24 protein-coding genes are annotated in these 26,131 nt (G+C 70.9%); 9 read left to right on the top strand and 15 right to left on the bottom strand.

Features of this window, described 5'->3' with window-relative positions; all coding sequences use genetic code 11:
- Nucleotides 1–186 precede the first annotated feature (186 nt).
- Genes ACPPVO_RS25090 through ACPPVO_RS25080 form a run of 3 tightly spaced genes read left to right on the top strand, consistent with a single transcriptional unit; the run spans nucleotide 187 to nucleotide 4,473 of the window.
- On the top strand, nucleotides 187–2,805 hold the full coding sequence (locus tag ACPPVO_RS25090; RefSeq protein WP_426513587.1) for a LuxR C-terminal-related transcriptional regulator: 2,619 nt from the start codon (nucleotides 187–189) through the stop codon (nucleotides 2,803–2,805).
- On the top strand, nucleotides 2,802–3,206 hold the full coding sequence (locus ACPPVO_RS25085) for a globin domain-containing protein (RefSeq protein WP_426513586.1): 405 nt from the start codon (nucleotides 2,802–2,804) through the stop codon (nucleotides 3,204–3,206). Before ACPPVO_RS25090 ends, ACPPVO_RS25085 begins: the two co-directional genes overlap by 4 nt.
- A gap of 58 nt (nucleotides 3,207–3,264) precedes the next feature.
- Nucleotides 3,265–4,473, top strand: coding sequence for a cysteine desulfurase-like protein (locus ACPPVO_RS25080; RefSeq protein ID WP_426513585.1), 1,209 nt, complete (start codon nucleotides 3,265–3,267; stop codon nucleotides 4,471–4,473).
- A gap of 159 nt (nucleotides 4,474–4,632) precedes the next feature.
- Here ACPPVO_RS25080 and ACPPVO_RS25075 read toward each other — a convergent pair whose 3' ends face one another.
- Nucleotides 4,633–5,598, bottom strand: a complete 966-nt coding sequence (locus ACPPVO_RS25075; protein WP_426513584.1) for a helix-turn-helix transcriptional regulator — start codon at nucleotides 5,596–5,598, stop codon at nucleotides 4,633–4,635.
- A 92-nt stretch (nucleotides 5,599–5,690) separates the two neighbouring features.
- Between ACPPVO_RS25075 and ACPPVO_RS25070 the strand changes: the two genes are divergently transcribed.
- The 3 genes from ACPPVO_RS25070 (at nucleotide 5,691) to ACPPVO_RS25060 (ending at nucleotide 9,274) form a co-directional block, all read left to right on the top strand.
- Nucleotides 5,691–6,062 carry a VOC family protein gene (locus ACPPVO_RS25070; RefSeq protein WP_426513583.1) on the top strand — a complete coding sequence of 124 codons (372 nt, stop codon included), beginning with the start codon at nucleotides 5,691–5,693 and terminating at the stop codon, nucleotides 6,060–6,062.
- A 447-nt stretch (nucleotides 6,063–6,509) separates the two neighbouring features.
- Nucleotides 6,510–7,775 carry an MFS transporter gene (locus ACPPVO_RS25065; RefSeq protein ID WP_426513582.1) on the top strand — a complete coding sequence of 422 codons (1,266 nt, stop codon included), beginning with the start codon at nucleotides 6,510–6,512 and terminating at the stop codon, nucleotides 7,773–7,775.
- Nucleotides 7,776–7,783: 8 nt separating this feature from the next.
- Nucleotides 7,784–9,274: a DNA-3-methyladenine glycosylase 2 family protein gene (locus ACPPVO_RS25060; protein WP_426513581.1), complete on the top strand. Its 1,491-nt coding sequence runs from the start codon at nucleotides 7,784–7,786 to the stop codon at nucleotides 9,272–9,274.
- A 324-nt stretch (nucleotides 9,275–9,598) separates the two neighbouring features.
- On the opposite strand, the gene ACPPVO_RS25055 is transcribed toward ACPPVO_RS25060, so the two are convergent.
- From ACPPVO_RS25055 to ACPPVO_RS25040, 4 genes are all read right to left on the bottom strand, one after another.
- Nucleotides 9,599–9,979 (bottom strand): class I SAM-dependent methyltransferase, encoded by a 381-nt coding sequence (locus ACPPVO_RS25055; protein WP_426513580.1) that lies wholly within the window; start codon nucleotides 9,977–9,979, stop codon nucleotides 9,599–9,601.
- Nucleotides 9,976–10,983 (bottom strand): S66 peptidase family protein, encoded by a 1,008-nt coding sequence (locus ACPPVO_RS25050; RefSeq protein WP_426513579.1) that lies wholly within the window; start codon nucleotides 10,981–10,983, stop codon nucleotides 9,976–9,978. Before ACPPVO_RS25050 ends, ACPPVO_RS25055 begins: the two co-directional genes overlap by 4 nt.
- 158 nt (nucleotides 10,984–11,141) lie before the next feature.
- Nucleotides 11,142–12,038 (bottom strand): LysR substrate-binding domain-containing protein, encoded by an 897-nt coding sequence (locus ACPPVO_RS25045; protein WP_426513578.1) that lies wholly within the window; start codon nucleotides 12,036–12,038, stop codon nucleotides 11,142–11,144.
- 61 nt (nucleotides 12,039–12,099) lie between these two features.
- Nucleotides 12,100–12,522, bottom strand: coding sequence for a hypothetical protein (locus ACPPVO_RS25040; protein ID WP_426513577.1), 423 nt, complete (start codon nucleotides 12,520–12,522; stop codon nucleotides 12,100–12,102).
- A gap of 108 nt (nucleotides 12,523–12,630) precedes the next feature.
- On the opposite strand from ACPPVO_RS25040, the gene ACPPVO_RS25035 reads away from it, so the two are divergent.
- A complete protein-coding gene (locus tag ACPPVO_RS25035; protein WP_426513576.1) occupies nucleotides 12,631–13,170 on the top strand; it encodes a TetR/AcrR family transcriptional regulator in 540 nt (179 codons plus the stop codon).
- Between the two features lie 39 nt (nucleotides 13,171–13,209).
- Here ACPPVO_RS25035 and ACPPVO_RS25030 read toward each other — a convergent pair whose 3' ends face one another.
- Both ACPPVO_RS25030 and ACPPVO_RS25025 read right to left on the bottom strand, forming a co-directional pair.
- The gene (locus ACPPVO_RS25030) at nucleotides 13,210–13,815 is read right to left on the bottom strand and encodes a response regulator (protein ID WP_426513575.1); all 606 of its coding nucleotides are present in this window, start codon (nucleotides 13,813–13,815) and stop codon (nucleotides 13,210–13,212) included.
- A complete protein-coding gene (locus ACPPVO_RS25025) occupies nucleotides 13,812–15,632 on the bottom strand; it encodes a sensor histidine kinase (RefSeq protein WP_426513574.1) in 1,821 nt (606 codons plus the stop codon). Before ACPPVO_RS25025 ends, ACPPVO_RS25030 begins: the two co-directional genes overlap by 4 nt.
- 233 nt (nucleotides 15,633–15,865) lie before the next feature.
- On the opposite strand from ACPPVO_RS25025, the gene ACPPVO_RS25020 reads away from it, so the two are divergent.
- Nucleotides 15,866–16,429: a permease gene (locus ACPPVO_RS25020; protein WP_426513573.1), complete on the top strand. Its 564-nt coding sequence runs from the start codon at nucleotides 15,866–15,868 to the stop codon at nucleotides 16,427–16,429.
- Nucleotides 16,430–16,505: 76 nt separating this feature from the next.
- Here ACPPVO_RS25020 and ACPPVO_RS25015 read toward each other — a convergent pair whose 3' ends face one another.
- From ACPPVO_RS25015 to ACPPVO_RS25005, 3 genes are all read right to left on the bottom strand, one after another.
- A complete protein-coding gene (locus ACPPVO_RS25015; RefSeq protein WP_426514691.1) occupies nucleotides 16,506–17,702 on the bottom strand; it encodes an SGNH/GDSL hydrolase family protein in 1,197 nt (398 codons plus the stop codon).
- Nucleotides 17,703–17,784: 82 nt separating this feature from the next.
- Entirely contained in the window at nucleotides 17,785–18,651 is an 867-nt protein-coding gene (locus ACPPVO_RS25010) for a hemerythrin domain-containing protein (protein WP_426513572.1), read from the bottom strand.
- 3 nt (nucleotides 18,652–18,654) lie between these two features.
- Nucleotides 18,655–19,116 (bottom strand): carboxymuconolactone decarboxylase family protein, encoded by a 462-nt coding sequence (locus ACPPVO_RS25005; protein ID WP_426513571.1) that lies wholly within the window; start codon nucleotides 19,114–19,116, stop codon nucleotides 18,655–18,657.
- A 111-nt stretch (nucleotides 19,117–19,227) separates the two neighbouring features.
- Between ACPPVO_RS25005 and ACPPVO_RS25000 the strand changes: the two genes are divergently transcribed.
- Nucleotides 19,228–19,665 carry a LysR substrate-binding domain-containing protein gene (locus tag ACPPVO_RS25000; protein ID WP_426513570.1) on the top strand — a complete coding sequence of 146 codons (438 nt, stop codon included), beginning with the start codon at nucleotides 19,228–19,230 and terminating at the stop codon, nucleotides 19,663–19,665.
- 161 nt (nucleotides 19,666–19,826) lie between these two features.
- Here the strand turns inward: ACPPVO_RS25000 and ACPPVO_RS24995 are convergent, their stop codons facing one another.
- Genes ACPPVO_RS24995 through ACPPVO_RS24975 form a run of 5 tightly spaced genes read right to left on the bottom strand, consistent with a single transcriptional unit; the run spans nucleotide 19,827 to nucleotide 26,122 of the window.
- Nucleotides 19,827–21,506, bottom strand: a complete 1,680-nt coding sequence (locus ACPPVO_RS24995) for a right-handed parallel beta-helix repeat-containing protein (protein WP_426513569.1) — start codon at nucleotides 21,504–21,506, stop codon at nucleotides 19,827–19,829.
- Complete coding sequence (locus ACPPVO_RS24990) at nucleotides 21,503–22,606, bottom strand: mandelate racemase/muconate lactonizing enzyme family protein (RefSeq protein WP_360391531.1); 1,104 nt, start codon at nucleotides 22,604–22,606, stop codon at nucleotides 21,503–21,505. Before ACPPVO_RS24990 ends, ACPPVO_RS24995 begins: the two co-directional genes overlap by 4 nt.
- Nucleotides 22,603–24,267, bottom strand: coding sequence for an ABC transporter substrate-binding protein (locus tag ACPPVO_RS24985; protein ID WP_426513568.1), 1,665 nt, complete (start codon nucleotides 24,265–24,267; stop codon nucleotides 22,603–22,605). The genes ACPPVO_RS24990 and ACPPVO_RS24985 overlap by 4 nt, the downstream gene beginning before the upstream one ends.
- Nucleotides 24,268–24,299: 32 nt before the next feature.
- Nucleotides 24,300–25,187 carry a carbohydrate ABC transporter permease gene (locus ACPPVO_RS24980; protein ID WP_426513567.1) on the bottom strand — a complete coding sequence of 296 codons (888 nt, stop codon included), beginning with the start codon at nucleotides 25,185–25,187 and terminating at the stop codon, nucleotides 24,300–24,302.
- Entirely contained in the window at nucleotides 25,184–26,122 is a 939-nt protein-coding gene (locus ACPPVO_RS24975) for an ABC transporter permease (protein WP_426513566.1), read from the bottom strand. The genes ACPPVO_RS24980 and ACPPVO_RS24975 overlap by 4 nt, the downstream gene beginning before the upstream one ends.
- Between the last annotated feature and the right edge of the window lie 9 nt (nucleotides 26,123–26,131).

The following is a 26,131-nucleotide window of genomic DNA, read 5'->3' as shown; positions in this document are numbered from 1 at the left end:
GCCGCGCTGTCGGGTTTCGTCCAGTCCGGGCCAGACCGGCCGTGTCATGCTGATCGGCATGGCGCACGGCCGATGCGTGTCGCGGCTGCGCCGGCCGGGTCGCCCCACAGTGGACGGTCGCTCGGCCCCGGTGGCGGGTCCGGACGGGTGGTGTCGGTGGGCAGTGCCGTAACTGCGTGGCCGTTCGTGAGCCGGCACCGGGAGCTGGAGCGCATCGCCGATGCCCTGGCCGAGTCCGACCACGGCGCGGTGATCATCACCGGCCGCTCGGGGGTGGGCAAGTCGCGGCTGGCGCGGGAGGCGCTGCGGCGCGCCCGCGACGACGGATGGCCGGTGCTGCACGTGGCGGTCTCCGTCGCCGCGGCCGCGATCCCGCTCTCGGCGGTCGCGGCGCTGCTGCCGGCCGGCGCCGGGCTCGACGATCCGGTCGCGCTCCTCGTCGCGTGCCTCGACCACCTGCGCACGACGCTCGGCGGGCAACGGGTGGTGGTCGGCGTCGATGATGCGGACCTGCTGGATCCGGCATCGACGGTACTGCTGGGCCACCTGCTCCAGCAGCGCGCCATCTTCGTGGTGGCGACGGTGGCGACCCCGGCCGCGCCGCCGGAGCCGCTCGACGCGCTGTGGCGGGCCGGGCACGCCACCCGCATCGAGCTCGGCGCGCTCGATCGCGGCGCCTGCGAGCGGCTGCTGCACCTGAGCCTGCTCGGCCCGGTGACGGCCCCGGCCGCGCTGGCGTTGTGGGACGCCAGTCAGGGCAACGTGCTGTACCTCCGGGAGCTCGTCCTCGGGGCCCTCGAGGACGGCGCGCTGGTCGGCACCGGCGGGGTGTGGGCGTTGCGCGCCCCGCTGCGGCCGGGCGCCGGGGTGGCCGCCATCGTCCGGCGCCGGCTGGCCGACCTCCCCGCGCACGACCGGCAGGTGCTGGACCTGCTGGCCGTCTGCGGTCCGCTCGGCGCCGACGACATGGCGGAGCAGTTCCCAGCGGCCGACCTGCCCGGGCTCGAGGCCCGCGAATGGATCATGGTGCGCGTGGACGGGCGCCGACACCAGATCGCGCTGGCCCATCCGCTGCACGGCGCGATCCTCCGCGAGGGCATCCCGACGCTGGCCGCCCGGCGGATGCTGCTCGACCAGATCGACCGTGTCGTCGCCCACGGCGCCCGGCGGGCGGCCGATCCGCTGCAGCTGGCGACGTGGCGGCTGGACGCGACGGGCGCCGGCGATGCGGCGCTGCTGGCCGAGGCCGCGGTCGCCGCCCGGGCCGCGCGCGACAACGCGCGGGCCAAGCGGCTGGCCGGCGCGGTCCTGCAGACCGAGCGGCACCTTCGCGCGAGCATCGTGCTGGCCGAGACGCTGGTGGACGAGGGAGACCCGGCCGGGGCCGAGGCGGTGCTGGCCGCCGCGGACGACCCGGCCGCGGACCCAGAGATCTACGCCGCCTGGGCGGTGACCCGCAGCCTGAACCTGGCGTACCGGCTCGGCCGCCTCGACGACGCCGGCCGGAGCCTGCAGGCCGCGGCCGATGTTGTGGGACCCGCCCACGACGGACGGCTCCTCGCCACGCGGGCGATGCTGTCGGCGTACGCCGGGCGGCCGCGCGAGGCGCTCGAACTGGTGAACTCGGTCGATCCGCCCGGCCGCGACGCCGGGCCGACCGCACCGCGCAGCCAGTCACTGGCCTGGCACGTCCGCTCGGCGAGCCTGGCCGAGCTCGGCCGGCTGGACGAGGCCGAGGAGCTGTGCCGGCTGGCGCACACCCGGCCGGAGCTGGAAGACGCGGGGCCACCAGCGGCGGTGCATCTCTCGGTGCTGGCCACGGTGTTGGACCTGCGCGGGCAGTTCGGCGCCGCGCTGGACGCCTGCGCCCAGGGACAGGAGGAGGCCGTCGCGGCCGGGGACCGGTCCCTGAGCGCAGTGTTCGCGGCCATCGCGGGCTGGACGCAGCTCGACCGGGGCGACGTCGCAGCGGCTATCGTCGCGTTCCGGGCGGCACTGAGCGAGACCGGGCCGATCGCCACCTCCGATGCGGTCCGCGGTCCGGTGGCCGGCCTGGTGATGGCGACCGCGCTGGCCGGGGCCGTGGACCGGCCGGCGTTGGAGCGGTTGACCGCCGGCCTCGACGCCGCCGCATTCGACACGGCAGGCCCGGTCATCCAGCAGCAGCGGGCCCTGGCCTGGGTCGAGGCCCAGCACGGCAACGTGCCGGCCGCGTTGACCCGGCTGGTCCGCGTGGCCGAGCGGTGCGCGCAGGTCGGTGCGTACACGCGCGAGTTTCGGCTCCTGCACGACGTGGTCCGGCTCGGCCGGCCCGAGATCGTGCTGGAACGCCTCCGCGAGCTGCCGTGGGCCAGCGAGATGACCGTGACGGTGCGGGCACACGCCGAGGCCGCCGTCCGCGGCGACGGTACCGGGTTGCTCACGGCCGCGCACCGCTACGCCGACCTGGACGCGCTGCTCGCCGCCGCCGAGACCGCCACCCACGCCGCCGCCGCGGGCGACGGGCGGCTCCGGTCGCGAGCCGGCGTGCTGGCCACGCAGTGGCTGGCCCGATGCCCGGACGTGCGCACTCCGGGCCTGCTGCGGCCGGTGACCACGTCGCCGCTGAGCACCCGCGAACGCGAGATCGCGGTCCTGGCCGCGAAGGGCCATGCCAGCCGGGCGATCGCCGATCAGCTGTTCCTGTCGATACGGACGGTCAACAACCATCTGCAGAGCGCGTACACCAAGCTCGGGGTCTCCAACCGCGGCGAACTCGCCGCTGCGCTGCGACTCGGGTCGGCGCCGGAGGAGGACGTGAGATGACACCGGAGCAGGTGGACCTGGTGCTGGAGGGCATCGAGCGGATGCGGCCGCGGCTGTCGCAGGTCGCCGACGCCTTCTACGCCGAACTGTTCGACCGTCACCCGGACCTGCGCCCGATGTTCCCGGCCGACCTGACCCGCCAGCGCGCCAAGTTCGCCAGCGAGCTGCACGCCCTGGTGGTGGCCCTGCCCGACCTTCCGGCGTTCCTCGACAGTGCCGCCCGTCTCGGCAACCGCCACGCCGGCTACGGCGTCCGGGTGGCCCACTACAACCAGGTCCGCACCGTCCTCATCGCCACGATCGCCGCCGAAATGGGGCCGGCGTGGACGGAGCAGCACGAACACGCCTGGACGGTCGCCTACGACATGATCACCGAGGCGATGCTGCTCAACCGCCGTTGAGCAACGCCGTCAACGCATGGCACTGGACAACGGCGGCGCGGCCTGTCAGAACGATCATATGACGTTCGATGTGGCCGCGCTCCGCCGCCAGTTCCCCGCCCTCGACACCGGGATCGCCTACTTCGACGGGCCCGGGGGCACGCAGACGCCCCGGGCCGTCGGCGCCGCCATCGCCGGCACGTTGACCGGGCCGCTGTCCAACCGCGGGCGCACCGGGCCGTCCCAGCGCAACGCCGACGACGCCGTGACCGCGTTCCGGGCCGCCTACGCCGACCTGCTCGGCGTGCCCGCGGCCGGGGTCGTCTACGGGCGCAGCGCGACACAGCTGACGTACGACTTCTCCCGCATCATCGCCCGGACCTGGCAGCCTGGGGACGAGGTGGTCGTGACCCGCCTCGACCACGACTGCAACGTACGGCCGTGGGTGCAGGCGGCCGAGCGGGCCGGCGCCGTCGTGCGCTGGATCGACTTCGACCCGGTGACATCCGAGACCGACCCGGACTCGGTCGCCGCGGCGATCACCGAGCGAACCCGGCTCGTGGCCGTCACCGGCGCGTCGAACCTCATCGGTACCCGCCCACCCGTGCGCGCCATCGCCGACACCGCCCACGCCGCGGGCGCCCTTGTGTACGTCGACGGCGTGCACCTGGCCGCGCACGCCCTCATCGACGTGGCCGAGCTGGGCGCGGACCTGTTCGTCTGCTCACCGTACAAGCTGCTCGGCCCGCACTGCGGGGTGCTCGGCGCGGCCCCGGCGCTGCTGGAGACGCTGCGCCCCGACAAGCTGCGGCCGGCCACCGACGACGTGCCTGAACGGTTCGAGCTGGGCACGCTGCCGTACGAAATCATGGCCGGCGCGACCGCCGCCGTGGACTTCATCGCCGGCCTGGCTCCCGGCGGGACGACGGACCGCCGGGAACGGCTGCGCCACTCGTGGCACGCGGTCGAGGTACACGAGACACGGCTTTTGCGTTTGCTCGAGGCCGGGCTGGCCGAGCTCGACGTGGTCGTGCATTCCCGCGCCGCCGAGCGCACGCCCACGCTGTTGCTCACCCTGCCCGGCCGGCGGACCTGGGACGCGTTCGAGTTCCTCGCCGCACGCGACGTGCTGGCGCCGGCCGGTTCGTTCTACGCCTACGAGCCGTTCCGCCGCCTCGCCGTGCCCGACGAGCACGGGCTGCGCCTGGGCCTGGCCCCGTACACCGACGAGGAGGACATCGCCCGCCTGCTCGACGGGCTGCGGGCCTTCATTGTCCTGTCCGCCTGAAGGCTTCGGATGATCAAGGCTGCGACCTGCGATCCGAAAGGTAGGTCCGGAAGGTTGGGGTGCGAGTTGTTCGGACCTACTTTTCGGAATCGAATGATCTTGTTTTTCAGAGTGGGTGCGCGGCGGTGCGGGTGAGTGAGGACAACTAGGTGTTGCTGGTCAGGACGTTGGTGACGGCGCATAGTGGTGGGCAAGGTTGGTGGCGAGGGCGCGGAGGTGAGCCCTGGCTTCGGCGGGGCCGTGCACAGTGATGGCGTCCCCGAACGGCAGCAATGCTCGCACGTCCTCCAGATGCAGGAAGCGAATTGTTACCTTGTGGCCGGTGGCGGATTCTTCATGGTCGTCCCGGACGAGTCGTAGGCCAAAAATCCGTTGCGCTCGCTCGATCTGGGTCTGGTCGATGGTGGCGTTGACCTCTATCGCGTGGCTGCGTGCCCACTGATCAATGAGCGCTGCAGCGACGGTGGCCAGGGTCTGGTTCTCGCGCCTCCGTCGTGGCTGGTCGAGTTCTTTCCACGTCGTGATCCGTTCGAGTCGGTACATCCGTGGCACTCGGGCACAGTCGGCGACGAGATACCAGACGCCGGCCTTGGCGAACAGCCCATAGGGATCCACGACCAGGTCGCGTGGGCATGGCTCGCGTGGGCTGTCGTACTCGATCCGTAGCTGGCGACCTCGCCGCACTGAGCCGATCAGCGAAGCCGGAGTCGTGCCGGAAGCTCGTGTCTGGAGCCAGGGGCGGCTGTCCACGTGCACTACGTCGGTGAGCGGCAGGAGCTCATGAACTCGACGTGACTGTGTAGCGGCGATCTTGGCGAGCGCGCGCCGGCTTTCGACCGATGCGTTGAGCTCCGCGCGTTGCTTTTCATCCAGCCCAATGAGCGAGAGATGATCACGCTCGCCAGGCGTAAGTCGCGCGAGGTCGAGCCCAGACCCGGGCAGCATGGTCACGCCACCGAGACGGCCCCGGTGCGCGGTCACCGGCAGACCGGCGTCGCGGAGCCAGTTCAGGTCCCGGGTGATGGTTCGCAGGGAAACCCCGAGCGCCGAGGCAAGTTCCTGTGTGGTCGCGCCATCCCTCGATTCGAGGAGCAGCATCAGGGCGAAGAAACGGTCTGGGGTCACACACCAAGTTTTTCAGGAATTGCGACACGATGCGGCGCATATTCCGGCCAGGCTGGTGGATGCGTACCTACGACCTGTGAGAAGGAACAACCATGACCACCACATCCGTCGTGTCCATCGTCTATGTGAACGACGCTCCCGCCGCAGCCCGTTTCTACGGCGACCTCCTTGGCATGAGCCCTTCGTTCGAGACTCCGGGATACATCACCTTCGACCTCGGGCCAGGCGCTGACCTCGGTCTGTGGTCTGGCCAGTTCGAGGATCTGTCGCCGGACGTCCCGCGTACCAGTGAGGTTTGCCTGGCCATCGACGGCGGCGGACCCGACGAGGTCAACGCGATCTTCAAGCAGTGGCAGTCCAAGGGCGTCACGATCCTGCACGAGCCTCATGACGCGGGGTTCGGGCTGACCTTCCTCGCAGCCGATCCTGACGGGAACCGTATCCGGGTCGCACCGAAGGACTGAAAGGCCACAGTGCGGCAGGCGCGCACGACAGGTGTCGCGCCTGCCGTCGTCTGACTTCGAGAGGACGACGAGTGCCTGTCAATCCCTCAAAGCGTGGAGGACTCCTTTATGCGGCTTCGGCTACCGCGGTGACGTGGTGACCGGCGGCGGCGAGGGTCGCGGCGACCGGGGTGCCGCAGCCGCATCCCAGGTCCAGGACGGTGGCGCCGGCCGGGATGCGGCGTTGTTGTCCGATCCCGTCGAACCCTGCGAACGGACAGGGGGCTGAGCTGCGGCTCGCAGTGTAGGTCTGACCAACGTGGCCCCGGATTTGGTCAGTCTTATCTTGCGGATTCCGTGGATCTTGGCTTGGTGTGACTTTCAGAGATGGTTGTCACCGTGCCGGCCGGATCGAGTTGGCCGATTTCCGCCAGCAGCACCGGGCGGCGCGCCTGAATCATGGGACGCGTGATCGACAAGGGCGGGTCTCCGCTGAGCGATATCGCGTTCCGCCGGGTGTGGATCGGGGCCACCGTGTCGGCGGCCGGGGACGCGGCGAGTTGGGTCGCGTTGGTGGCGTACGCGTTGGGGTTGGCGCACGGCAGCGTGGCCACCCTGGCCGCGCTCTATACCGCGCCGGTGGCCGTCGGTGGATTGGTCGCCGGCTGGGCCCTGGACCGGTATGACCGCCGATGGCTGCTCGTGGCGGACAGCCTGCTACGGGCGGCGGTGTTCGGCACGGTCCCGCTCGCCGCGGCGTGGGGCGGTTTGACGGCAATCCAGCTCTACCTGGTCGCTGCGGTGTACGGGCTGCTGAAGATGACCAGTCTGGCCGGCTTCCCGGCGTTGATTCCCCAACTGGTACCAGCAGGGCAGCTCACGGCGGCCAACGCCTTGGAGTCAGTGAGCTTCGGGGTCGCCGGCTTGGTCGGCGCGGTGGGCGCCGGTGTCGCGGTGGCCACGGTCGGGCCCGGGTACGTGGTGGCCTTCGACGTGCTGAGCTATGTGATTTTCGCGCTGTGCCTGCTCGGCACACGAATCGGCCGGCGGCCCACGCGGGCGGTCGCCGAGCCGGCCACTGCGGCCCGCCCTGGCGGTGGGCTGGGGCCGGTGCTGCGTCTGGTGGTCCGCGAGCCGGTGCTGCGCGATACCACGATCATGTTCGCACTGTTCAACATCGGCGAGGGCGCCCTTCTGGTGGTGCTGCCGGAGCGCGCGGTCGAGTACGGGCTCGGCGCGGGCGGGTACGGCTACCTGGTGGCCGCCGTGACCGGCGGCGAACTGCTCGCCGCGCTGGTTCTGCTGCGCCGGCCCTGGCGGCCGTCGCTGACGCACTCTGTGGTGGTCGCCTCGATCGTGGCTGCGGTGACCGTACTCGCCGTGCTGGCTCCGTCCCCTGGGTTGGCCGTCGTTGGCCTGGTCGGGCTGGGCGGCTGCGCAGCGGCGATGACCACCTGGGCGCAGACGCTGCGGATGGCCGCCGCCCCGGCCGGTGTGCACGGGCGGTTGTTCGCGCTGCTGCGTACGCTGATGCAGGCCACGCCGCCGCTGGGTGCCGGGTTGGCCGCGCTGACCCTGCGGCACGGCGTCGCCACCACGATGCTGGCGGTCTGCGCGCTGATGGCGGTGCCCGCTCTGGCCTTCTTCCGGGACCTCGCCGCGGCCGGCGCACGGTTCGCCATCGACGGCGCGACAGACGAACCCGCCCCGGCCGGCCCCGGCGATCCGGCATGATCGAAGGGATGGACCTTGACTTCGAGCGCTGCTACCAGGCCACCAGCAGCCGCGATCCGCGCTTCGACGGCTGGTTCATCGTCGGCGTGCGCACCACCGGGATCTACTGCCGGCCGAGCTGCCCCTCGCCGGTCTGCCCCAAGCCGGCCAACGTCACCTTCTACCGGACCGCCGCTGCCGCTCAACTCGCCGGGCTGCGCGCCTGCAAGCGATGCCGCCCGGACGCGGTGCCCGGATCGCCGGAGTGGAACACCCGGGCTGACGTAGTCGGTCGGGCGATGCGGCTGATCGCCGATGGCGTGGTGGACCGGGAAGGGGTACCCGGGCTTGCTCGGCAACTCGCGGTCAGTGCCCGGCAGCTGCACCGGCTGCTGGTCGAGGCGGTCGGTGCCCCGCCGCTCGCCCTGGCCCGCTCCCAGCGGGCGTACCAGGCACGGCTGCTCGTCGAGACCACCGGGATGCCGCTGGGCGAAGTGGCCTTCGCCGCCGGCTTCGCCAGCATCCGCCAGTTCAACGACACCCTCCGCGAGATCTTCGACGCCACGCCGTCGCAGCTGCGTACCGCGGTCCGCCGCCACAGCGACCCGCACCCCGGCGGCGGCCTCACGCTCCGGCTGGCCGTCCGGCCGCCCTACGACCCATACGGAGTGGTCGAGTGGCTGGCGGCCCGCGCGCTGCCCGGCATCGAAGAGTACGCCGACGCCACGTACCGACGCGTCCTGCGGCTACCCGGCGGCCCCGGCACCGTCACGCTGCGCCCCGCATCCGACCACGTGCTGGCGACCTTCAAGCTGGCCACTGTGGCGGACCTGGGCGCCGCCGTGGCCCGCTGCCGACACCTGCTCGACCTGGACGCCGACCCGGCCAGCTACCTGCCCGTGCTGGCCGCCGATCCCGCCCTCGCATCGCTGACCAAAGCGGTGCCCGGGCTGCGGCTACCCGGCACAGTGGACGGCGCCGAAACAGCGCTGCGCACCGTGCTCGGCATCCACACGCGGACCGTGGTCGCGGCGCTGGCCGATCCATTACCCAGTCCCGACGGTGGGCTGACCCACACGTTTCCCGAGCCCGCAGCCATCGCCGACCTTTCGCTGCCCACGGCAACGGCGAACACCCTGCGGGCAATGGCACAGCGGCTGGCCAGCGGCGAGCTACGCCTGGACGAGGGAGCCGACCGGCTCCTGGCCCGTCGCGTCCTGCTCGCCGTACCCGGTCTTCGACCTGGCCAAGTCGAAGACCTCATGCTGCACGCGCTCGGCGATCCAGACGCCTTCCCCGCCGCCGACCGCACGTTGCGCTCGGCGGCCAAAGCACACGGGCTGCCCGTCGACACGACCGGCCTCACCCGGCGCGCCGACCGGTGGCGGCCGTGGCGCGGCTACGCGGCCCACCTGCTGTGGCGCGCCAGCCGGACCCCAACAACGTCAAGAAACCTCGACAGCTGTCCGATCCAGTCTCAGGTTGCGAGCGACCAGTGCGCTGACCTGTGGGGTCGTTAGGTGAATCCGACCGAGGTGGGCTGGGGTTTGGTCAGACTTACCTTGCGGATTCGGTTGATCATGGTTGCTGGGACGCGGGGTATTAGCGAGGGCGACGGGCCCAGAACAGTTGGTGGCCGCTGTTGTCCTCCGGCACGAACTCTTCGGACTCGGTGCGTAGACCGGCCTGAAGGATCCACCGGCGGTAGGTGTCCGCGTCGACGTGGCTCCACCACATCGGGGCTGAGCCACCTAGCCAGTTCTCTTCGGTTCCGGTCCACGCTGAGGCGCCAGTGGTGACGAGCAGTAGGCCGCCGGGCCGGAGCCAGGCGGCGATTCGCGAAATCAGATGTGGCTGTTCGTCGAGCGGCATGTGAATAGCGCGTAGAGACAGACGACGGCGTCAAAAGTCTGGTCCGGGAAAGAGACCTGGTTGGCGTCGGCGTGCAGGAATGTGGCGTTGGGAACGAGTTGCCGGGCGCGGGTGATCTGGACCTCGCTGAGGTCGATACCTGTGACGCGGTGACCGCCGTTGGCCAGCGTTGCGGCGACCGGGATTCCGCAGCCGCAACCCAGGTCCAGGACGCTGGCGCCGACCGGTAGTTGGCGTTGCAGGGCCGCCAGCCAGGGCCCGTACTCGACCGGGTTGTCGTCGTCGCGGCGGTAGAGGTGGGACACGGCGTCGTAGCCATGCCGAACGATGTCGGTCGGATCCGGTGGGTTCACCGCAGACGCGGCCGTACCGCTGGTTCGAGCAGCGACAATGTCCGCTGCTGCGCGTCGAGGCCGACGCGGATGCCGACCGGCATCGGCAGATTCGGGCCGGCATGTCCGAACTCGACGTTGCCCAGGACCGGGATGTCACGGTCGCCGAGGACGTCGAGGACTATCTCGGCCAGGGTTGGCGCCGCGTCGGGCGCCTCAAGTCCAATGATCTCGCGCGGAATGCCCACGACCATGCCGGCGATTCGATCGAGAATGCCGCAGTGTCGCAGCACGTGCAGATAGCTCCACACATACGAGGCCAGGCCGCCCATCTCCTCCCAGAACAACACCGCGCCGTCGAACCATTCGAGCGGCACCGCGAAACGCGTAGCCTGCGCCAGCGCGATGCGATTGATCACCCCGCCGATCAGCCGACCTTCGGCACGCCCGGCACGCCAGCACTCCCACGACGAGCTCGCAGGCAGCGCACCGATCGCCTCGGTACCGGTCAGCAACCTGGAGTAGAGCTTCTCGAGTTCCGCTTGGCGCGTCACCGGCGCAGCCTGCCAGTGGCCGCCGAAGCCAGGGGTGGCCATGTCGGCATGGAACCCGACCAGGCCCGTGCGCGCATAAAGCACCAGATGCAGCAACGAGATGTCGCTGTAGCCAAGAATCGGCTTGGGGTCAGCCCTGATCGCCTCGACGTCGATCAGGTCGAGGTAGCCGAGCGCCGTCTGGCCGCCGTCATTCGCGATGATCGCGCGCACCTCAGGATCACGCAGAAGACCATTGAGCTCCCCGGCGATCTCCGCCGGCGAAGCCGCGCTCCACCAATGGTGCCGCCCTACTTCGAGCAGCGGTGCCCGACGCACGCGGAATCCCATCCGTTCGAGCACGACCACCGCCTGCTCGACGTTGGACTCGTAAGCCGCAGGGAGCGGCCCGGACAGCGATGCGATAACGACGAGATCTCCGGGCCTCAGGGCACGAGGTCGAAGCAGTTGAGGCAGCGCAGAGCCGGTCACCGACGCAGTATCCCGACACACGCAACAACACGCTCCACATTTACCGATTGACCGCTCAGCAGGCCTAGCCCGCACAGCCCTGGGGGTCCCAACACGTGAGCCGACCCGGCGGAAACCGTCTCCGTTGCCGGCGGCGGAACCGGGCCGGCCGCCACGAGTCATTCGGCCGGGGTAAGGGGTCCGAGGTCCCGGATGGTCCGGGCGAGGGCGCGGATGAGGTCGTTCTCCGACTCGCTGCGCCACACCGCCGCGTACGCCAGCGGGGCGATGTCCCGGATGGGCAGGTAGGCGATGTCCGGGCGGGGCGAGTACCGGATCATGTGGATCGGATAGGGCGTGACGATCTCCCCGGTGCTGATCAGGGCCAGGACTTCCTCGTTGTTGGCGACGAGAAGGCTGCGCTCGATTCTGCGGCCGCCCGGGCTGTAGGGCGGGATGTAGGCGTCGAACCAGTATTCGGGTGCGATTCCAGCGGTGGGAAGGCGGTAGTCGCTGACCATCTCCAGGGTGACCGAGGCGCGCCGGGTGAGCTCGTGCCCGGCCGCCACCGCGAGGATCCGGGGCTCGGCGATCAGGACCGGCCCCACGGTGATGTCGGGTTCCTCGACGGGAAGCCAGCTGACCAGAACGTCAACGTCACCGCGGCGGAGCCCGGCGAACGAGTCGATGAAGGGCGCGTGCCGGATTCGCAGCTTCCACTGTGGATGGCGCGACCGGAACGTCTCCCAGTAGGGCCGGAAGTCGTGGGCGTTGACGGGCAGCATGCCGACGCGGAGGACCGCCGTGATGCCCTGGGCGGCCAGGCGGGCGCGTTCCAGCGTGTCGCGCAGCCCGGCGTACACCGGCTGCAGGTCGTCGCGCAGTTGCCGGCCGAACGGGGTCAGGTGGATCTGACGGCGGTTGGCCCGGTCGAACAACTGGGCGCCGAGGCGCCGTTCCTGGCGGCTGATCGCCTGGCTGACCCGGGCCTGGGACACGTGCAGCCGAGCGGCGGTCCGGCCGAAGTGCAGCTCCTCGGCCAGGGTGAGGAACATTTCGATGTCCCGCAGCTCCACCCGTACCCCTCATCCGCTTCTGTTCGACCGCACCGACGCTTTCGTGCGGGCGCGGCACTCGCTATGTGGCCGGACCGACATCACCGTGCATTCCGCCGGCGGCGGCGAGCATCCAGCGCCAGCGGCGGAGCTGAAGAATGCAGGCCGCCAGCGACGCCACGACCACGACCGACGCCACGACGGTCGGCCAGGCCGCGAAGGCCGCCACGCAGGCGGCGACCGGCTGGAGCAGCTCGAGCGCGATCGCCGGCCGGGCCGGGATCGAGACCGGATTCTTCTGCTTCTTGGCCCCGGGCATGCCGAACACCGTCGGCAGGCCGATCAGCAGGACGTCAGCCAGTACGGCGAGCCAGATTGCATGGGGTGCGAGCGCCCAGGGCGCGGCCACCCACGCGATGATCTCGACCAGGAACCGCGGCGCGGACACGCTCAGCGGGTCCGCGGCGGTGGCGCTGTGCGCCGGCTGGCCGTGCTCGGTGCTCATGTGGACCGGCTTTCGTCTGTTCAACCCGGTTCTCCCCCATCCTAACAGCGTTAGGCTAGGTACCCTAACATCGTTAGGATGGGGCCCGGAAGGGGAGTGGGAGTGCCGATGGCGACCCGAGTGCTTGATCGACTCACGCCCCGGGCACGGGAGATCGTGCAGGTCGCGCGAGAGCTCCTGGAACGGGAGGGCTCGGCCGCGCTGTCGATGCGCCGCCTCGGTGACGAGATCGGGATACGCGCCTCCTCGATCTACGAACACCTGCGCGACAAGGAAGCGCTGGAGTCCGCGCTGATCTCGCTGGGCTTCGAGGAACAAGCCGAACTGTTCGCCCGGGCCGCCGAGGGATCCACCGACCCGATCGGCGCCCTCGCCGCCGCCTACCGTGATTTCGCGCGCCACCAGCCGAACCTGTACCGGCTGATGACCGAACGGGCGCTACGGCGCGAGCTGCTCACGCCCGGCGTCGAGGAGGCGGCCATGATGCCGCTGTTCCAGGCGACCGGCGGCGACCGCGAACGGGCGAGGGCCATCTGGGCCTTCGCGCACGGGATGGCGATCCTCGAGCTGAACCGCCGATTCCCGCCCGGCGCGGACCTCGACACCACGTGGCGCAAGGGAATCGAGGGGTTCCGCAGCGCACCCTGACGCCTGCCGGCCGCGCGCAGGGAGCGGCGCCGGCCGGGTTCAGAGCCAGCCCGTCTCCGTCGCGATACGGATCGCGTCGACCCGGTTACGCGCGTTGAGCTTCGTCACCGTCGACGTGAGGTGGTTGCGGACGGTACCGACGGACAGGTGCAGGCGCTGGGCGATCTCGGCGGCGGACGCGCCGGACGCGGCCAACCGCAGGACCTCGGCCTCCCGGCCGGTGAGCGGGTTTCCGGGCGTCTCCCAGGCGATCAGCGCCAATTGCGGGTCGATCACCCGCTGGCCGGCCGCGAGCCGCCGGATGGCGTCGGTCAGGTGTTCCGGCGCGGCGTCCTTGAGCAGGAAGCCGGTGATCTGCGCCTCGAGCGCGCGGCGCAGATCACCGGGGCGGGCCACCCCGGTCACCAGCAGCGATCGGCACCGGGGAAGCTTGGCGCGTAGTTCGATGGCCGCGCTGAGCCCGTCGAGGCCGGGCAGGTTCAGATCCAGCACGGCCACGTCCGGCTGCGCGGCGAGCGCCGTCGGGACGATCGCGGTGCCGGTGTGTACCTGCGCGACGACGTCGATGTCGGGTTCGAGGCGCAGCAGGGCGACGAACGCGCCGCGTATCAGATGCTGGTCCTCGGCCAGGAGCACCTTGATCACAGCGGGTCCCGCACGGCCACATCGTGCGAACCGGCGGCCACCGCACGCAGGTCGGCCGCCGCGGCGCGGGCGAGGCTCTGGGCCGTCGCCAGCCGCTGCGCGGGCAGGGGCTGCCCGTTCGGGGCGAGCGTGCGCAGGGCCTCGCGCAGCCGCTCGTCGAGCCGGCCGCCGAGCGTGTCGGCGAAGCGCAGGCGCTCCTTCGCCACCGCCGTCGCGGCGAGCCCGGTCCGGGCCCGCGCGAGCGCGGCGGTGAGCAGCGGCAGCTGCACCAGGGCGAACAAGGCGACCGCGTCGTCGATGTCGGCGGCGAGGTGGTAGACCACCGTCGCCGCGGGTGTCACGCCGGTGACGGCGAGCAGCACCTCGGCGGCCAGGATCGCACCGGCGCCCAGCCAGCGCGTCCGGCCGTGGAACAGCAACAGCACGCTCCCGCCGACGTAGTGCCGCGCCGCCCACGCGTCGGCCGAATAGTGCAGCAACGGCGCGTACGCGAGCAGCACCTGCGCGGCGAACACCAGGCGCCATCCGGTCGGCCGCCCGCCGGTCGGCCGGGGCCGGCACAGGTGGCCGACGCAGGCGCCGAATGCGAGGGCCAGCACCAGGAACGGCGCATCGATGCGCTCGGGGAAGGTGAACATGACGGCGAACATCGCGGCGAGCGCGGCGACGCCGACCGCCGGCACGAACGGGGTGGCCGGTCCGGCACCGGCGTGGCGGCGCGCGGGTACCCGCACGTCGAGGGTGAAGACACCGCCGTCGTTCGTTGCGCCCAGGGTGCCGCCCAGCGCCGCGACCCGGCCGGTGAGGCTGGCCAGCCCGGTGCCAGGAACCGGGTTCGCCGTCGCCGTCGCCGTCGCCGCGCCGTCGTTGGCGACGACCAGGCGGACCGCGCGCCGGTCCACCGTGAGCGCGATCGAGCAGCGCCGGGCCGTGCTGTGCCGCACGACGTTGGTGGCCGCCTCGCGCAGCACGGTGGCGAGTACCAGGTCGACCTCACGGGGCAGCGTCGGCGCATCCCGCGGCGCGTCGAACTCGATACCCGCCGCCGACAGCAGCGCACCGGCCGCCGCGCACTCGGCGGTGAAGCTCAGCTCCGGCCGCTCGGCGGTGAGCAGGCGTGCCTCCGCCAGCGCCGCGCGGGCGTGCGCCCGGGCCTCGGCCAGCTCCTCCTCGGCGCGCCGGCCGTCACCGCGCCGAGCCAGCTCGATCTTGAGTACCAGCGCGGACAGCCGAAAGCCGAGCACGTCGTGCGCGTCGTTGAGCAGCCGCCGGCGCTCGCGGGCCACTTCGATGGCGGCCAGACGCGCCTCGGTCACCGGAAGGTCGGTCGCGAGCCGGTGCAGCCACGCCATCGCGTACAGCAGGAAGCCGACGGCCGCGACGGTGAGCAGCGTGTACACCTGCGCGCGCACCGACTGGTCGTACGCCCAGGACAGCGGCAGCGTAGAGACCGACACCGCCGCGTAGCAGAGCCAGGAGTACGGCGGGCGCAGGCGCACGAGGCAGGAACCGGCGAGGAACACGCTGAGCCCCCACAGCGTCGGAACCTCGGGCCACAGCGCGACGGGCAGGTAGGTCAGTACCACCTGGGCGCACAGTAACCAGCCGGACCGGCGGGTGGTGCCGAGCATGGTCGGCACGAGCAGACCGGCGTGTGCGGCGAGGACCGCGAGACCGGCGACGGCGGCCGCCGCCGAGCGCGCCGAGACGACCAGGTCGACGGCGATCAGCCCGAAGTACGCGCAGATCAACACGGTGACGACCACCTGGGCGAGGCGTGGCGCCACGATCTCGGGCCGGCCGGCAGGCACTGCCATCATCACACCCCCCGGCATGTGATGATCTCATGCCTCGACCCGTGAAAAAGCCCACGGTAAGGCGGCCCGGCGGGCGTGACAACCTCATGCCCACGGTCATGATCACGGCACTGGTACGGCCCGTTGCGACGCGCGACGCTACGCGGCATGGACTTCATCCAGTTTTTGATGCTATTTGTCGGCCTTTGCGGGTGGCTGGACCACTGGGCGTCCGCAAAGACGGAGGCCGGCCGATGATGGCGGGGCACTTCGGCCTGGCCGCCACGGTCAAGGCCGCCGCGCCCAGGACGCCGCTGTGGGCGCTCATGCTCGGTACGCAACTGCTCGACGTCGTGTTCGTGGTGCTGCTGCTCGCCGGTGGCATCGAGAGCCTGACCTCGGTCACCGACGGCACCTACGGCGAGGCCCTGATCCACGCATACTGGACCCACTCGCTGATCGGCGCGGCCGTCCTGTCACTCGGGTACGGCGCGTTCGGCGCGTGGCGCTGGGGCCGCAGCGCCGGGCTCGTCCTCGGGTCGGTGGCGTTCAGCCACTGGCTGCTGGATCTCCTCGTACACCGGGCCGACCTGCCGATCCTGCCCGGCAACGCCGGCGACCTGCCGCTGCTGGGTCTCGGCCTGTGGCGCACCCCGTGGGCGAGCGCGGCCGTCGAACTGGCGCTGGTGCTGGTCGGCGCGGTCGCCTACGCCAGGTCGATCCGCGCCCGCGCGCCGCTCACCCGCCGCAGCGCCATAGCCGCCGCGACGATGGCCGTCGCGCTCGCCGCCGAGCTGGCGGTGGACATCCTGACCTGAGCCGCGGCACCGGGCCGGACACAGGCGTATGGCCCGCCAGGGGCGGGCCATACGCGGACGGTGACGGCTCGGTGCGTTACAGCGACCGCGGGTCGACGGCGTCGGCCATCGCCCGGTAGCCGGCGGGGTTCGGGTGGAGGTGGTCTCCGCTGTCGTAGGCCGGCCGGAAGCGGTCGGGGTCGGCCGGGTCGGCGACGGCGCGCTCGAAGTCGACGACGGCGTCGAAGTCGCAGCCGGTACGGATCCATGCGTTGACTTCGTCGCGGGTCTGCTCGGCCTCGCCGGACAGGTTCGCGGGCAGCAGGGTACCGCCGACGACCCTGACGTGCCGGTCGTGGGCGGCGCGGATGAGTTGCCGGTAGCCGGCGATCAGGTCGGCGGCGCTGACCTTGACCGCCGGTGTGGTGCACGGTGTGGGGTCCTGCATGCCGAGGAGGATGTCGTTGATGCCTTCGAGCACGATGACGGTCTTCACGTGGGACTGGTCGAGCACGTCCCAGCGGATGCGGGTGACGCCCCGCTCGCCGAGGCAGGCCGAGTCGTTGAGCAGGCGGTTGCCGGCGATGCCGAGGTTGAGCACCGCTCGCCGGCCGCCGAGGTGGCGTGCGAGGGCGTCCGGGTAGCGATCGTCGGCGTCGAGGGTGGCGGCGTATCCGTCGGTGATGGAGTCACCGAAGGCGGCCACCGCGGCGCCGCCGCCGCGGACGTCCACGCCGGAGAGGTAGAACCAGGAGCTGTTGGTTTCGGTGTACGCGCTCGCGTCGGTGTCGCGGGTGTGGTCGCCGGTGGCCCGGTAGGCGGTCGCCTGGGCAAGGTTGTGGTAGGTGGCGGGGCCGGTGACGTCGTGGAAGTACAGCGTCACCGTGAGCCGTTCGCCGGCCTCGACCGGCAGCGGGACCGGGTCGCTGGCGGTATGCCCGCCGGCGGAAATACTCGCCGTGGTGGCGAGCGCGAAGGTCAGCGGCCGCACCGTGTGCGCCTGCACGCCGGCGCCGGTGCCGGCCTTGGCCACGGTCGCGCCGGTCAGCCGCAGCGGGCCGCTGCCGTAGGCGTTCGACAGCCGGATCCGCAGTTGCGGGCCGCCGGCGGTGACGCGCACGACCTGGCGTACCGATTGGTCGGCGAAGCCGTGCTCGGCCCAGGTGGGGTACCAGACGTCGGGCGAGGGCTGCTGGACCGCTGTGGCCCAGGCCGCGCTCCACCCGCCGGGCTCGGCGTGGGCGGCCGCCGGCACCGGCGCCAGGGCGGCGAGCAGCGCGGCGACGGTCATCATGTTCACGGGTGCGTCTCCTATGCGGTACATGGAAAGCGAGGCCCGGCAGCGGTGGCGCTGCCGGGCGGTCGTCGGGCGGCGGTCAGCGTTCGTCGACGATCTCGCCGTTCTGGACCGATGCGTCGTGGGTCAGCGCGAGGGTCGCGCCGACCAGCGGGAACCCGGCGGCGCCGGCGAGCGCGGCCGCCATCTGCTCAGCCGACTGCCACCGCCACGCGTCGGTGTAGGTGCCGTCCTCGTGCCGGGTCAGCCGGGCCTCGAGCAGGCCCGGGTTGCCGGCGCGGATCCCGGCGATCAGGTTGGCCCGCTGGGCCAGCAGCTGCTCCAGGTTGGCGGGGTCGACGCGGTAGGTGTGGATGCGCACAGTGCTCACGATGTTGCTCTCCTTGGTTGTTGTTGTTGCCGTGTGGTCGGGCCACCGTCGTTGGTGGCACGCACGTCGTGGCGGTTCGAGCAGCCGCGGCGCGTCCGCGCCGGCCAGGGCGGCGTGGATGTGCTCGAACCGCTGCCACTGCCCGGCCGTCACCGTCGCCTGGATCAGGGGCAGGGCCCGCCGCTCCTCGTGGTCGAGGTGCCCGCACACGCCGACGACGAGCGCGTCGACGAGGTCGCCGAGGCCGACCGCGTCCAGGTCGGCGACCGCGGCGTCGATGGTCGTGATGAGCTGGTCGATGCCGGCGTGTTCGGCCTCCATCGCCTCCAGCAGCACCAGGTCGCCCGGCCGGCCGGCGAGGGCGCGGCGCATCGGCGGCCACAGCGCCCGGTCCTCGGCGGTGTGGTGGATCCGCAGGGCCCGTTTGAACAGCTGCCACCCGGCGGCGGCCGGCCGGATCCGTCCGGGATCGTCACCGACGCGGACGGTGAGCCTCGCCAGGTGTGCGGCCTGCCGACGCAGCGCGTGATGCATCGCGTACATCGCCGTCAGGTCGAGCCCGCCACCGGAGGGCACCGGTCAGGTCCAGCTCGCGCCGGCCGGCTCCTTGATGGTGGCGTTGATCCGGTTGAAGAGGTTGGTGACCGCGACCATCAGGATGATGGCCGAGATCTGCCGTTCGTCGAAGTTGTCGGCCGCGGCGTCCCAGATGTCGTCCGGGACCGCGTCGCCGGACCGGTCGGCGAGCCGGGTGGCGGCCTCGGTGAGGGCGAGGGCGGCCCGCTCGGCGTCGTTGAAGAACGGCGTCTCCCGCCACGCGGCCAGGGTCGCCAGCCGATCGTCGGTCTCGCCGGCCTTCCGGGCCCCTTGGACGCCGGCGTACACGCACGCGCTGCACCCGTTGATCTGGCTGGCCCGCAGGTGGACCAGTTCCAACAGCTGCTGCGGTACACCACCTTGGTGCATCGCCTTGTACAGGTTCTGGATGCCTTTCATCGCATCCGGTAGCACCATCGCCGGGTTCTTCATCCTGGCTTGCACGAGTGCGTCTCCTTCGGGCGGACGGGTGTCGGTCGCGTCAAGCCTCGGACAGCGCCACGGTCTGGATCAACGCCGAACATGCGTATGATCCGATAACCCAGCGGTTATCTCGTGGACGGGGGCGTGGTGTGGAGCTGCGCGACATCGAGATCTTCCTGGTGCTCGCGGAGGAACTGCACTTCGGCCGGACCGCGCGACTCGATCAGCCGGGAGGACTTCGCCGACCTGACCGTCGTCGCACACCGATCACCGATCCCGGCCTACATGGAGGAGGTGTTCCAGCCCTTCCACACCCCGTCCGGCCGCCCTGTCCGGCGGGGAACGGTGATCACCAACTGGGACGACCACCTCAAGGCCGTCAGTGCCGGACAGGCCGTCATGGCCACCACGGCCGAGGCCGCCCGCTTCTACCCATGGCCCGACCTGCTGCACCTGCCGATCCGCGACGCACCTCCCGTCGAGTGGGCGCTCGTGTGGCGCACCCCTGACGAGAGTCCGCTCATCCGAGCCTTCGCCCAGGTCGCCCGCGAGCTCCATGACGCCGGCTGACCCGGCGACCCGTTATAAGCCTGGCGTTATCACACCCATACGGGCTTCGGCGTTGATCCCGGCTGCCCGCAGCTGCGGACCGCGGCCACGGCAGTTGGTATTTGCACTGCTCCGCGACGAACCTGCTCGGCCCTCGGGAACGTGCCCGCCGCGGCGTCTCGTCAGGTGAGGTCGGAGCAGGTCCGCAGTATGACATCGGGGCCCTGCGCGCCGCGCCGCGCGACGGCGTTGTCGCGGAAGTGGATGCCGCGCGTGCATTTCGCGTCGAGGGCGGGCGAACCGTTGAGCACGAACCGGTTGTCCGTCACGACGACGCCGCTATGGACCGGATGCTCGCCGTCGCACCGGGTGTTGCGCGGGTCGAGGAGGATCGCCGGGCCGCCCGGTTCGATGAACTCGTTGCCGCGGATCGTCAGGTCGTGCACCGGCCCGGACTCCCACCATTCGTCGGCATCGCCGGAGACGTAGATGGCGGCCATGCCGGTGCGCTCGAAGCGGTTGCCCTCGATGAGCACGGCGCGCCGGGTGGTCACGAGCACCCCGCGCGTGGGGATGTTGCGAAACGTGTTGCCGGCGATCAGCACGCTCGGCGTCCGGGTGACGTTCTCCACCGCGGTCCGCCCGGCCAGGGCGCCCGGAAGGTCCGCGTCGACGGTCACGACCATGGTGCGCAGCGGCCGGTCGTGGGCGCGGCCGCTCGGCTGGCGCACGGCGCTGACCGTGGCGGAGCCGACCGGCTGCAGCGTGGCGCGGTCGACGAGCTCGATCCGGTCGGCGGGCGAGAATTGCGCGAAGCCGGCCGTCTCGGCGTGTGGGTACTCCAGCTCGATCGTGCGGGGGTCCGGCTGCCCGGTGACCCGCAGGTAGCTGCCGTGGACGTTGATCGCGTCGTCGTGCGGCCCGTCGAAGCTGCAGTCGCGCACGACCGCGCGTCCCGAGCAGCCGCAGAACTGCACGAAGTCGGCGAAGCCGGCGCTGTGCCGGCCGCTGCCCGGCGGGGGCTGGAACTGGCAGCCCTCGAGGGTGACGTCCCGGCTCGTCTGGGCGACCACGCCGAATCCGTGCAGGAAGCGAAACCGCAGCCGCAGCAGCGTCACGCCGGAGCTGTCGAGCACGACGCCGCCGGGGTGGTCGCGGGTCGTGGGCCGCATCGAGTAGACGAGTCCCAGGTCGGCCGGCTCATCGTCGTGCTCGTAGTCGATGCGCAGGTCGCGCTCGCCCACCGACCGGATCGACCGGACACGCTCGAAGAGGGGATTCGGGCCGCGCCAGGTCCGCTGCCGGACCGGATCGTGGATCTGGGTGTACTCCAGCGCATCGCGCCCGGACCAGGCGAGCGCGCCCGAGCGGAGCGTCTCTCCGTGCCAGCGGATCGAGGTACCGTCGATGCGGAACAGCGTGGCTGGTGGGACGCGGATCACCCGGTGGGCGGGGCCCGCGCCGACCACGGTGGCGTCGACGACCGTCGGCACGGCGGCGTCGAACTCGAGCCCCTCGATGCGCACGTGCCGCGAGTCGATGACGGCGAAGGCCGTCTGCAGCCCGTGCAGGACGAGGCGGGCGCCCTCCCCCGCGATGACGAGGTCGTCCGTGTCCTGGACGAGCAGCGCGATCGTCTTGACGCGGTGCCGCGGGTCGTCTCCCACCGTGTTGGAGACGTAGAGCTCGCGGCGCTGCGCGTCGTCCGGCCACAGGTGGTAGTCGCCCGGCGGGAAGCGCAGCACCACCGGGCCCGCCTCGGCCGCCGCCGCGCGCAGCGCGGCCCGGACCGCGGGCGTGGCGTCGGCGTGGTGCTGGCCGGGGTGCGCGCCGAAGTCGGTGACGTCGAGCAGCGCCGTCACGCGACGCGCCGGTCGTCGATCGCGTCCCGGTCCCAGTCGATGCCGAGCCCGGCGACGCCCGGCGCGAGCGCATGGCCGTCGACGACGGTGACCTCGGACCGGGTCACCGCCCGCAGCTGCGGGATGTGCTCGACGTAGCGGCCGTTGGGCACGGCGGCGCACAGGCTCACGTGCAGCTCCATGAGGAAGTGCGGGCACACCGCGACGTTGCACGCCTCGGCGAGGTGGGCGACCTTCAGCCAGGGGGTGATCCCGCCGATCCGGGCGACGTCGACCTGGACGATCCCGGCCGCCTGGCGGCGCACGTACTCGGCGAACTGCCCGATCGAGTACATCGACTCGCCGACCGCGATCGGGATGCTGGTCGAGCGGGCGAGCAGCTCGTGCCCGGCGACGTCGTCGGCGGGCAGCGGCTCCTCGAACCACGCGGGCCCGTACGGTTCCAGCAGCCGCGCCCGGCGGATCGCCTCCGCCGCGGTGAGCGACTGGTTGGCGTCGACCATCACGTCGAGCCGGTCGCCGACGGCGGCGCGGACCGCGGCGATCCGCTCGGCGTCCTCGGCCGGGTCGGGCTTGCCGACCTTCAGCTTCACGCCCCGCCAGCCGGCCGCCCGGGCCGCCGTGGCCCCGGCGACCAGCTCGTCGGTGCTCAGGTGCAGCCAGCCGCCGTCGGTGTCGTAGAGCGGAACGCGGTCCCTGGTCCCGCCGGCCAGCACCCACAGGGGCAGGCCGGCGGCCCGGGCGCGCAGGTCCCACAGCGCGGTGTCGACGGCGGCCAGGGCCAGCGACGTGATCGCGCCGACGGCCGTGGCCCGGGTGCCGGCGTAGAGCTCCCGCCAGACCGCCTCCACCCGGGCCGCGTCCTGGCCGATCAGGCGGGGCACCAGGTGGTCGCGCAGGAGCGCGAGCACGGCGGTGCCGCCGCTGCCGATGGTGTACGAGTAGCCGGTGCCCAGCCGCCCGTCGCCGGTGCGGACCTCGACGAAGACCGTCTCCTGCTTGACGAACGCCTGCACCGCGTCGGTGCGGACGGTCTCGACGGCGATGTCGATCAGGTACGCCTCGGCGTGCGTCACGGTGTCGGCCGGGCTCCGGGTCACTTCTGGGCCTTGTACCGGTCGTAGTCCTTCTGGTTCAGCTCGAGGTACCGCTTCAGGCCGACGCCGTCGAGGCCCTTGACGTAGGCGTCCCAGTCGGTGTCGATGTTCTTCGACCCGGTGATGAAGGCCAGCTCCCCCTGGGAGACGTAGTTGTCCAGGTTGGTCTTCAGCGTCGCGATCTCGGCGCTGACGGCCGGGTCGGTCCAGACCGAGACGGTCGGGAAGAACTGCGCCTTGTCGTCGTGTCCCTCGTAGAGCTTGGTCGCCTGGAACAGCCGCCGCTCGTAGCCGGCCTCGGCGTAGATGTCCATCGGCACCACGGCGGCGTTGCGGTAGGCCAGCGTCAGGTTGTACTGCGCCATCGAGTCCCACGAGAGGTTCTTGGGTGCCTCCGAGCCCGGCGTGCGCTTGTACTGCGGCTGCACGCTGTTGTCGAGCGCGACGTCCCCGGTGCCGGGCTTGGTCCAGCCCACGCCCTCCGGGCCCATCACCGCGGTGTCGGTGCCCTCGGTCGTGTAGATGTAGTCGAGCATCTTGATCGCCGCGACCTGTGCCTCCTTGCTGGCCTTGTTGGTCAGCAGGAAGGTGAAGGTGCTGGAGCTCGGGTAGTTCAGCCCGCTGTAGTTCTTCCCGCCCGGCCCGGTCAGCGGCGGCGCTGCGTCGTACTGCTTGTCGCGGCCGTCCTTGGAGCCGAGGTTCACGAAGATGGCCGGGTGCAGCAGCGGCGCCGAGCCGATCATGACGGCGTCCTTGTTGTTGCCGATCGCCTGCAGCGCCTCGGCGTTCTGGGTGAACGCGGCCTGGTCGATGAGACCCTCCGCGAAGAGCGAGTGGATGTACTTCAGTCCCTCCCGCCAGTCCGCCGTGTTCACCGGCGTGCTCACCTTGTCGCCGTTGAGCGTGAGCAGCCCCAGCCCGCCGTTGTTGGCGCCGGCCGGCGGGTAGGCGAACGCGCCCATCAGGTAGTCGATCAGGTGGCCGTCCTGCACGTCGGCGGTCATCGGGATCTCGTCGGCCTTGCCGTTGCCGTTGGGGTCCTGCGTCTTGAACGCCCGCAGGACCGTGCGCAGTTCCTCGGTGGTCTTCGGCACGGGCAGGTTGAGCTTCTTCAGCCAGGCGCTGTTGATCCACAGCTTGTTCGGGTAGCTGCAGTGGAAGCAGTCCGACCACTGCGGCAGGGCGTAGATGTGCCCGTCGGGCGCCGTCGACATCGCCTTGAGCGTCTGGTTGGTGTCCAGCGCCTTCTGGATGTTCGGCGCGTTCTCCTTGATCAGGGTCTCCAGCGGCACGGCGACGCCCTGCTTGCCGAGCTTGAGCACGTCGGCCTGGGAGAAGCCGTCCACCCACGGGATCAGCATGAACAGGTCCGGATAGTCGCCGCTGGCCAGCGCGATCTGGCGCTTCTCCTTGGCCGGCCCGGCGTCGAACGTCGTCGTCTGCCAGCGGAACTGGATCTTGAACTTGTCGCTCATCACCTTCGTGACGGGGTTGGTGTCGAGGTTCAGGTCCGCGTTGGCGGGCGCGAACGTGTCGATGATGATCTTGCCGTCGGCGCCGTACTCGGCCTTGGCGGCGTCGTTCTTGGCGTCGGACGTGCAGCCCGCGGCGAGCAGCGCCGAGGCGATCGTGACTGTGGCAAGCGTTTTCCTGAGGGGGTGCATGCGGGAGTTCCCTTCAAACGTGAGGGTTGTTGCTAGCCCTTGACGGCGCCGACCATCACGCCCTTGGTGAAGTGGCGGGCGATGAACGGGTAGATGAGCAGCACGGGCAGGCTCGACACGACGATGAGGGCGTACTTGAGCACGTTGGCGAGCTGCTGCTGTGCGAGCAGCTGCGCCGCGTCCGTCGCGCCGACGCCGCGCTGGTTGAGGATGAGCAGGTTGCGGAGCACGATCTGCAGCGGATAGAGATCGGGGTCCTTGAGGTAGATCAGCGCGTCGAAGTAGGTGTTCCACTGGAAGATCGCGTACATCAGCGCGAGCACCGCCAGCAGTGGCTTGGACAGCGGCAGCACGACCGACCACAGGTACCGCAGCTCGCTCGCCCCGTCGATCATCGCCGCCTCGTGGAGGTCGTCCGGAATCGAGTTCGCGAAGAAGGTGCGGGCGATGATGACCTGCCAGACGCCGATCGCGTTGGGCAGCAGCAGCGCCCAGCGGGTGTTGAGCAGGCCGAGGTCGTGGACGACCAGGTACGTCGGGATCAGACCGCCCGAGAACAGCATCGTGAAGATGAGGGCGGTCATCAGCACGTTGCGCCCGAAGAACGTCCGGCGCGACAACGGGTAGGCGGTGGCCACGGTCAGCGTGACGCTGATCAGCGTGCCGGCGGTGGCGTAGATCAGCGAGTTGGCGTAGCCGCGCAGCAGCTGCGGGTTGGTCAGGGCCTCCCGGTAGGCCCGCAGCGAGAAATCGACCGGCCAGAAGGACACCCGGCCCGCGGAGACGGCACTGGCGCTGCTGAACGAGCTGGCGAGGATATAGATCATCGGCAGCAGGACCAGCGCCAGCAGTACCGCCAGCATGATCGTGACGACGACCAGGAACACGCGGTCCCGGAACGGCTCGCGAATCGTCTTCATCCCCACAACCCCTTGCCGGTGATCCGCTTGGCGGCGACGTTGACGAACAGCAGCAGGCAGAGGTTGACCATCGAGTTGAACAGCCCGACGGCGGTGGCCATGCTGAAGTCCGCGTTGAGCAGGCCGGTCTTGTAGACGTACGTCGGGATGATCTCCGACTGCTCCAGGTTCAGCGAGTTCTGCAGCAGGTAGGCCTTCTCGAACCCGATCGCCATCGTGTTGCCGACGCCGAGCACCAGGACGACCACCGCGGTGGGCATGATGCCCGGCAGGTCGACGTTCCAGATCCGTTGCAGGCGGCCGGCACCGTCGATCTTGGCCGCCTCGTGCAGCGCCGGATCGATGCCGGCCAGCGCGGCCATGTAGATGACGGCCGAGTAGCCCGCCGTCTGCCACACGTCGGACCAGACGTAGATGTGCCGGAAGTACGTCGGGTCGCCGAGGAAGTCGATCGGCGCGATCCCGAACAGCCCGAGCCCGTCGTTCACGACCCCGATCCGCGGCGACAGCACGAGGATCGTCATCGAGACCACCACGACGGTCGAGATGAAGTAGGGGGCGTAGGTGGCCATCTGCACCGTGCGCTTGAACCAGCCGTCGCCGACCTCGTTGAGCCCGATCGCCAGCAGAATCGGGATCGGGAAGCTCGCCAGCACCAGGTAGAACGCCAGGACGAAGGTGTTCTTCAGCAGCGTGCCGAAGACCGGGTTGCTGAAGAACAGCTCGAAGTTCTTGAACCCGACCCAGTCGCTGCCCCACGGGCCCTGGATGACGTTGTAGTCCTTGAACGCGATCACGGCGTTGCTGATCGGGATGTACTTGAAGATGATGAAGTACGCCAGCGGCACGGTCAGCAGCAGGTACAGCTGCCAGTGCCGCCGCCAGGACCGCTGCGCCTCGGCCCAGCGGCTGCGCCTGCGAGGCGGCGAGCTCATGGTCACCCC

This window comes from Dactylosporangium sp. McL0621 (genome assembly GCF_049995355.1).
Taxonomy (GTDB): domain Bacteria; phylum Actinomycetota; class Actinomycetes; order Mycobacteriales; family Micromonosporaceae; genus Dactylosporangium.
The sequence above is the reverse complement of the archived record's forward strand: the minus strand, read 5'-3'. Positions and strand labels throughout refer to the sequence as shown.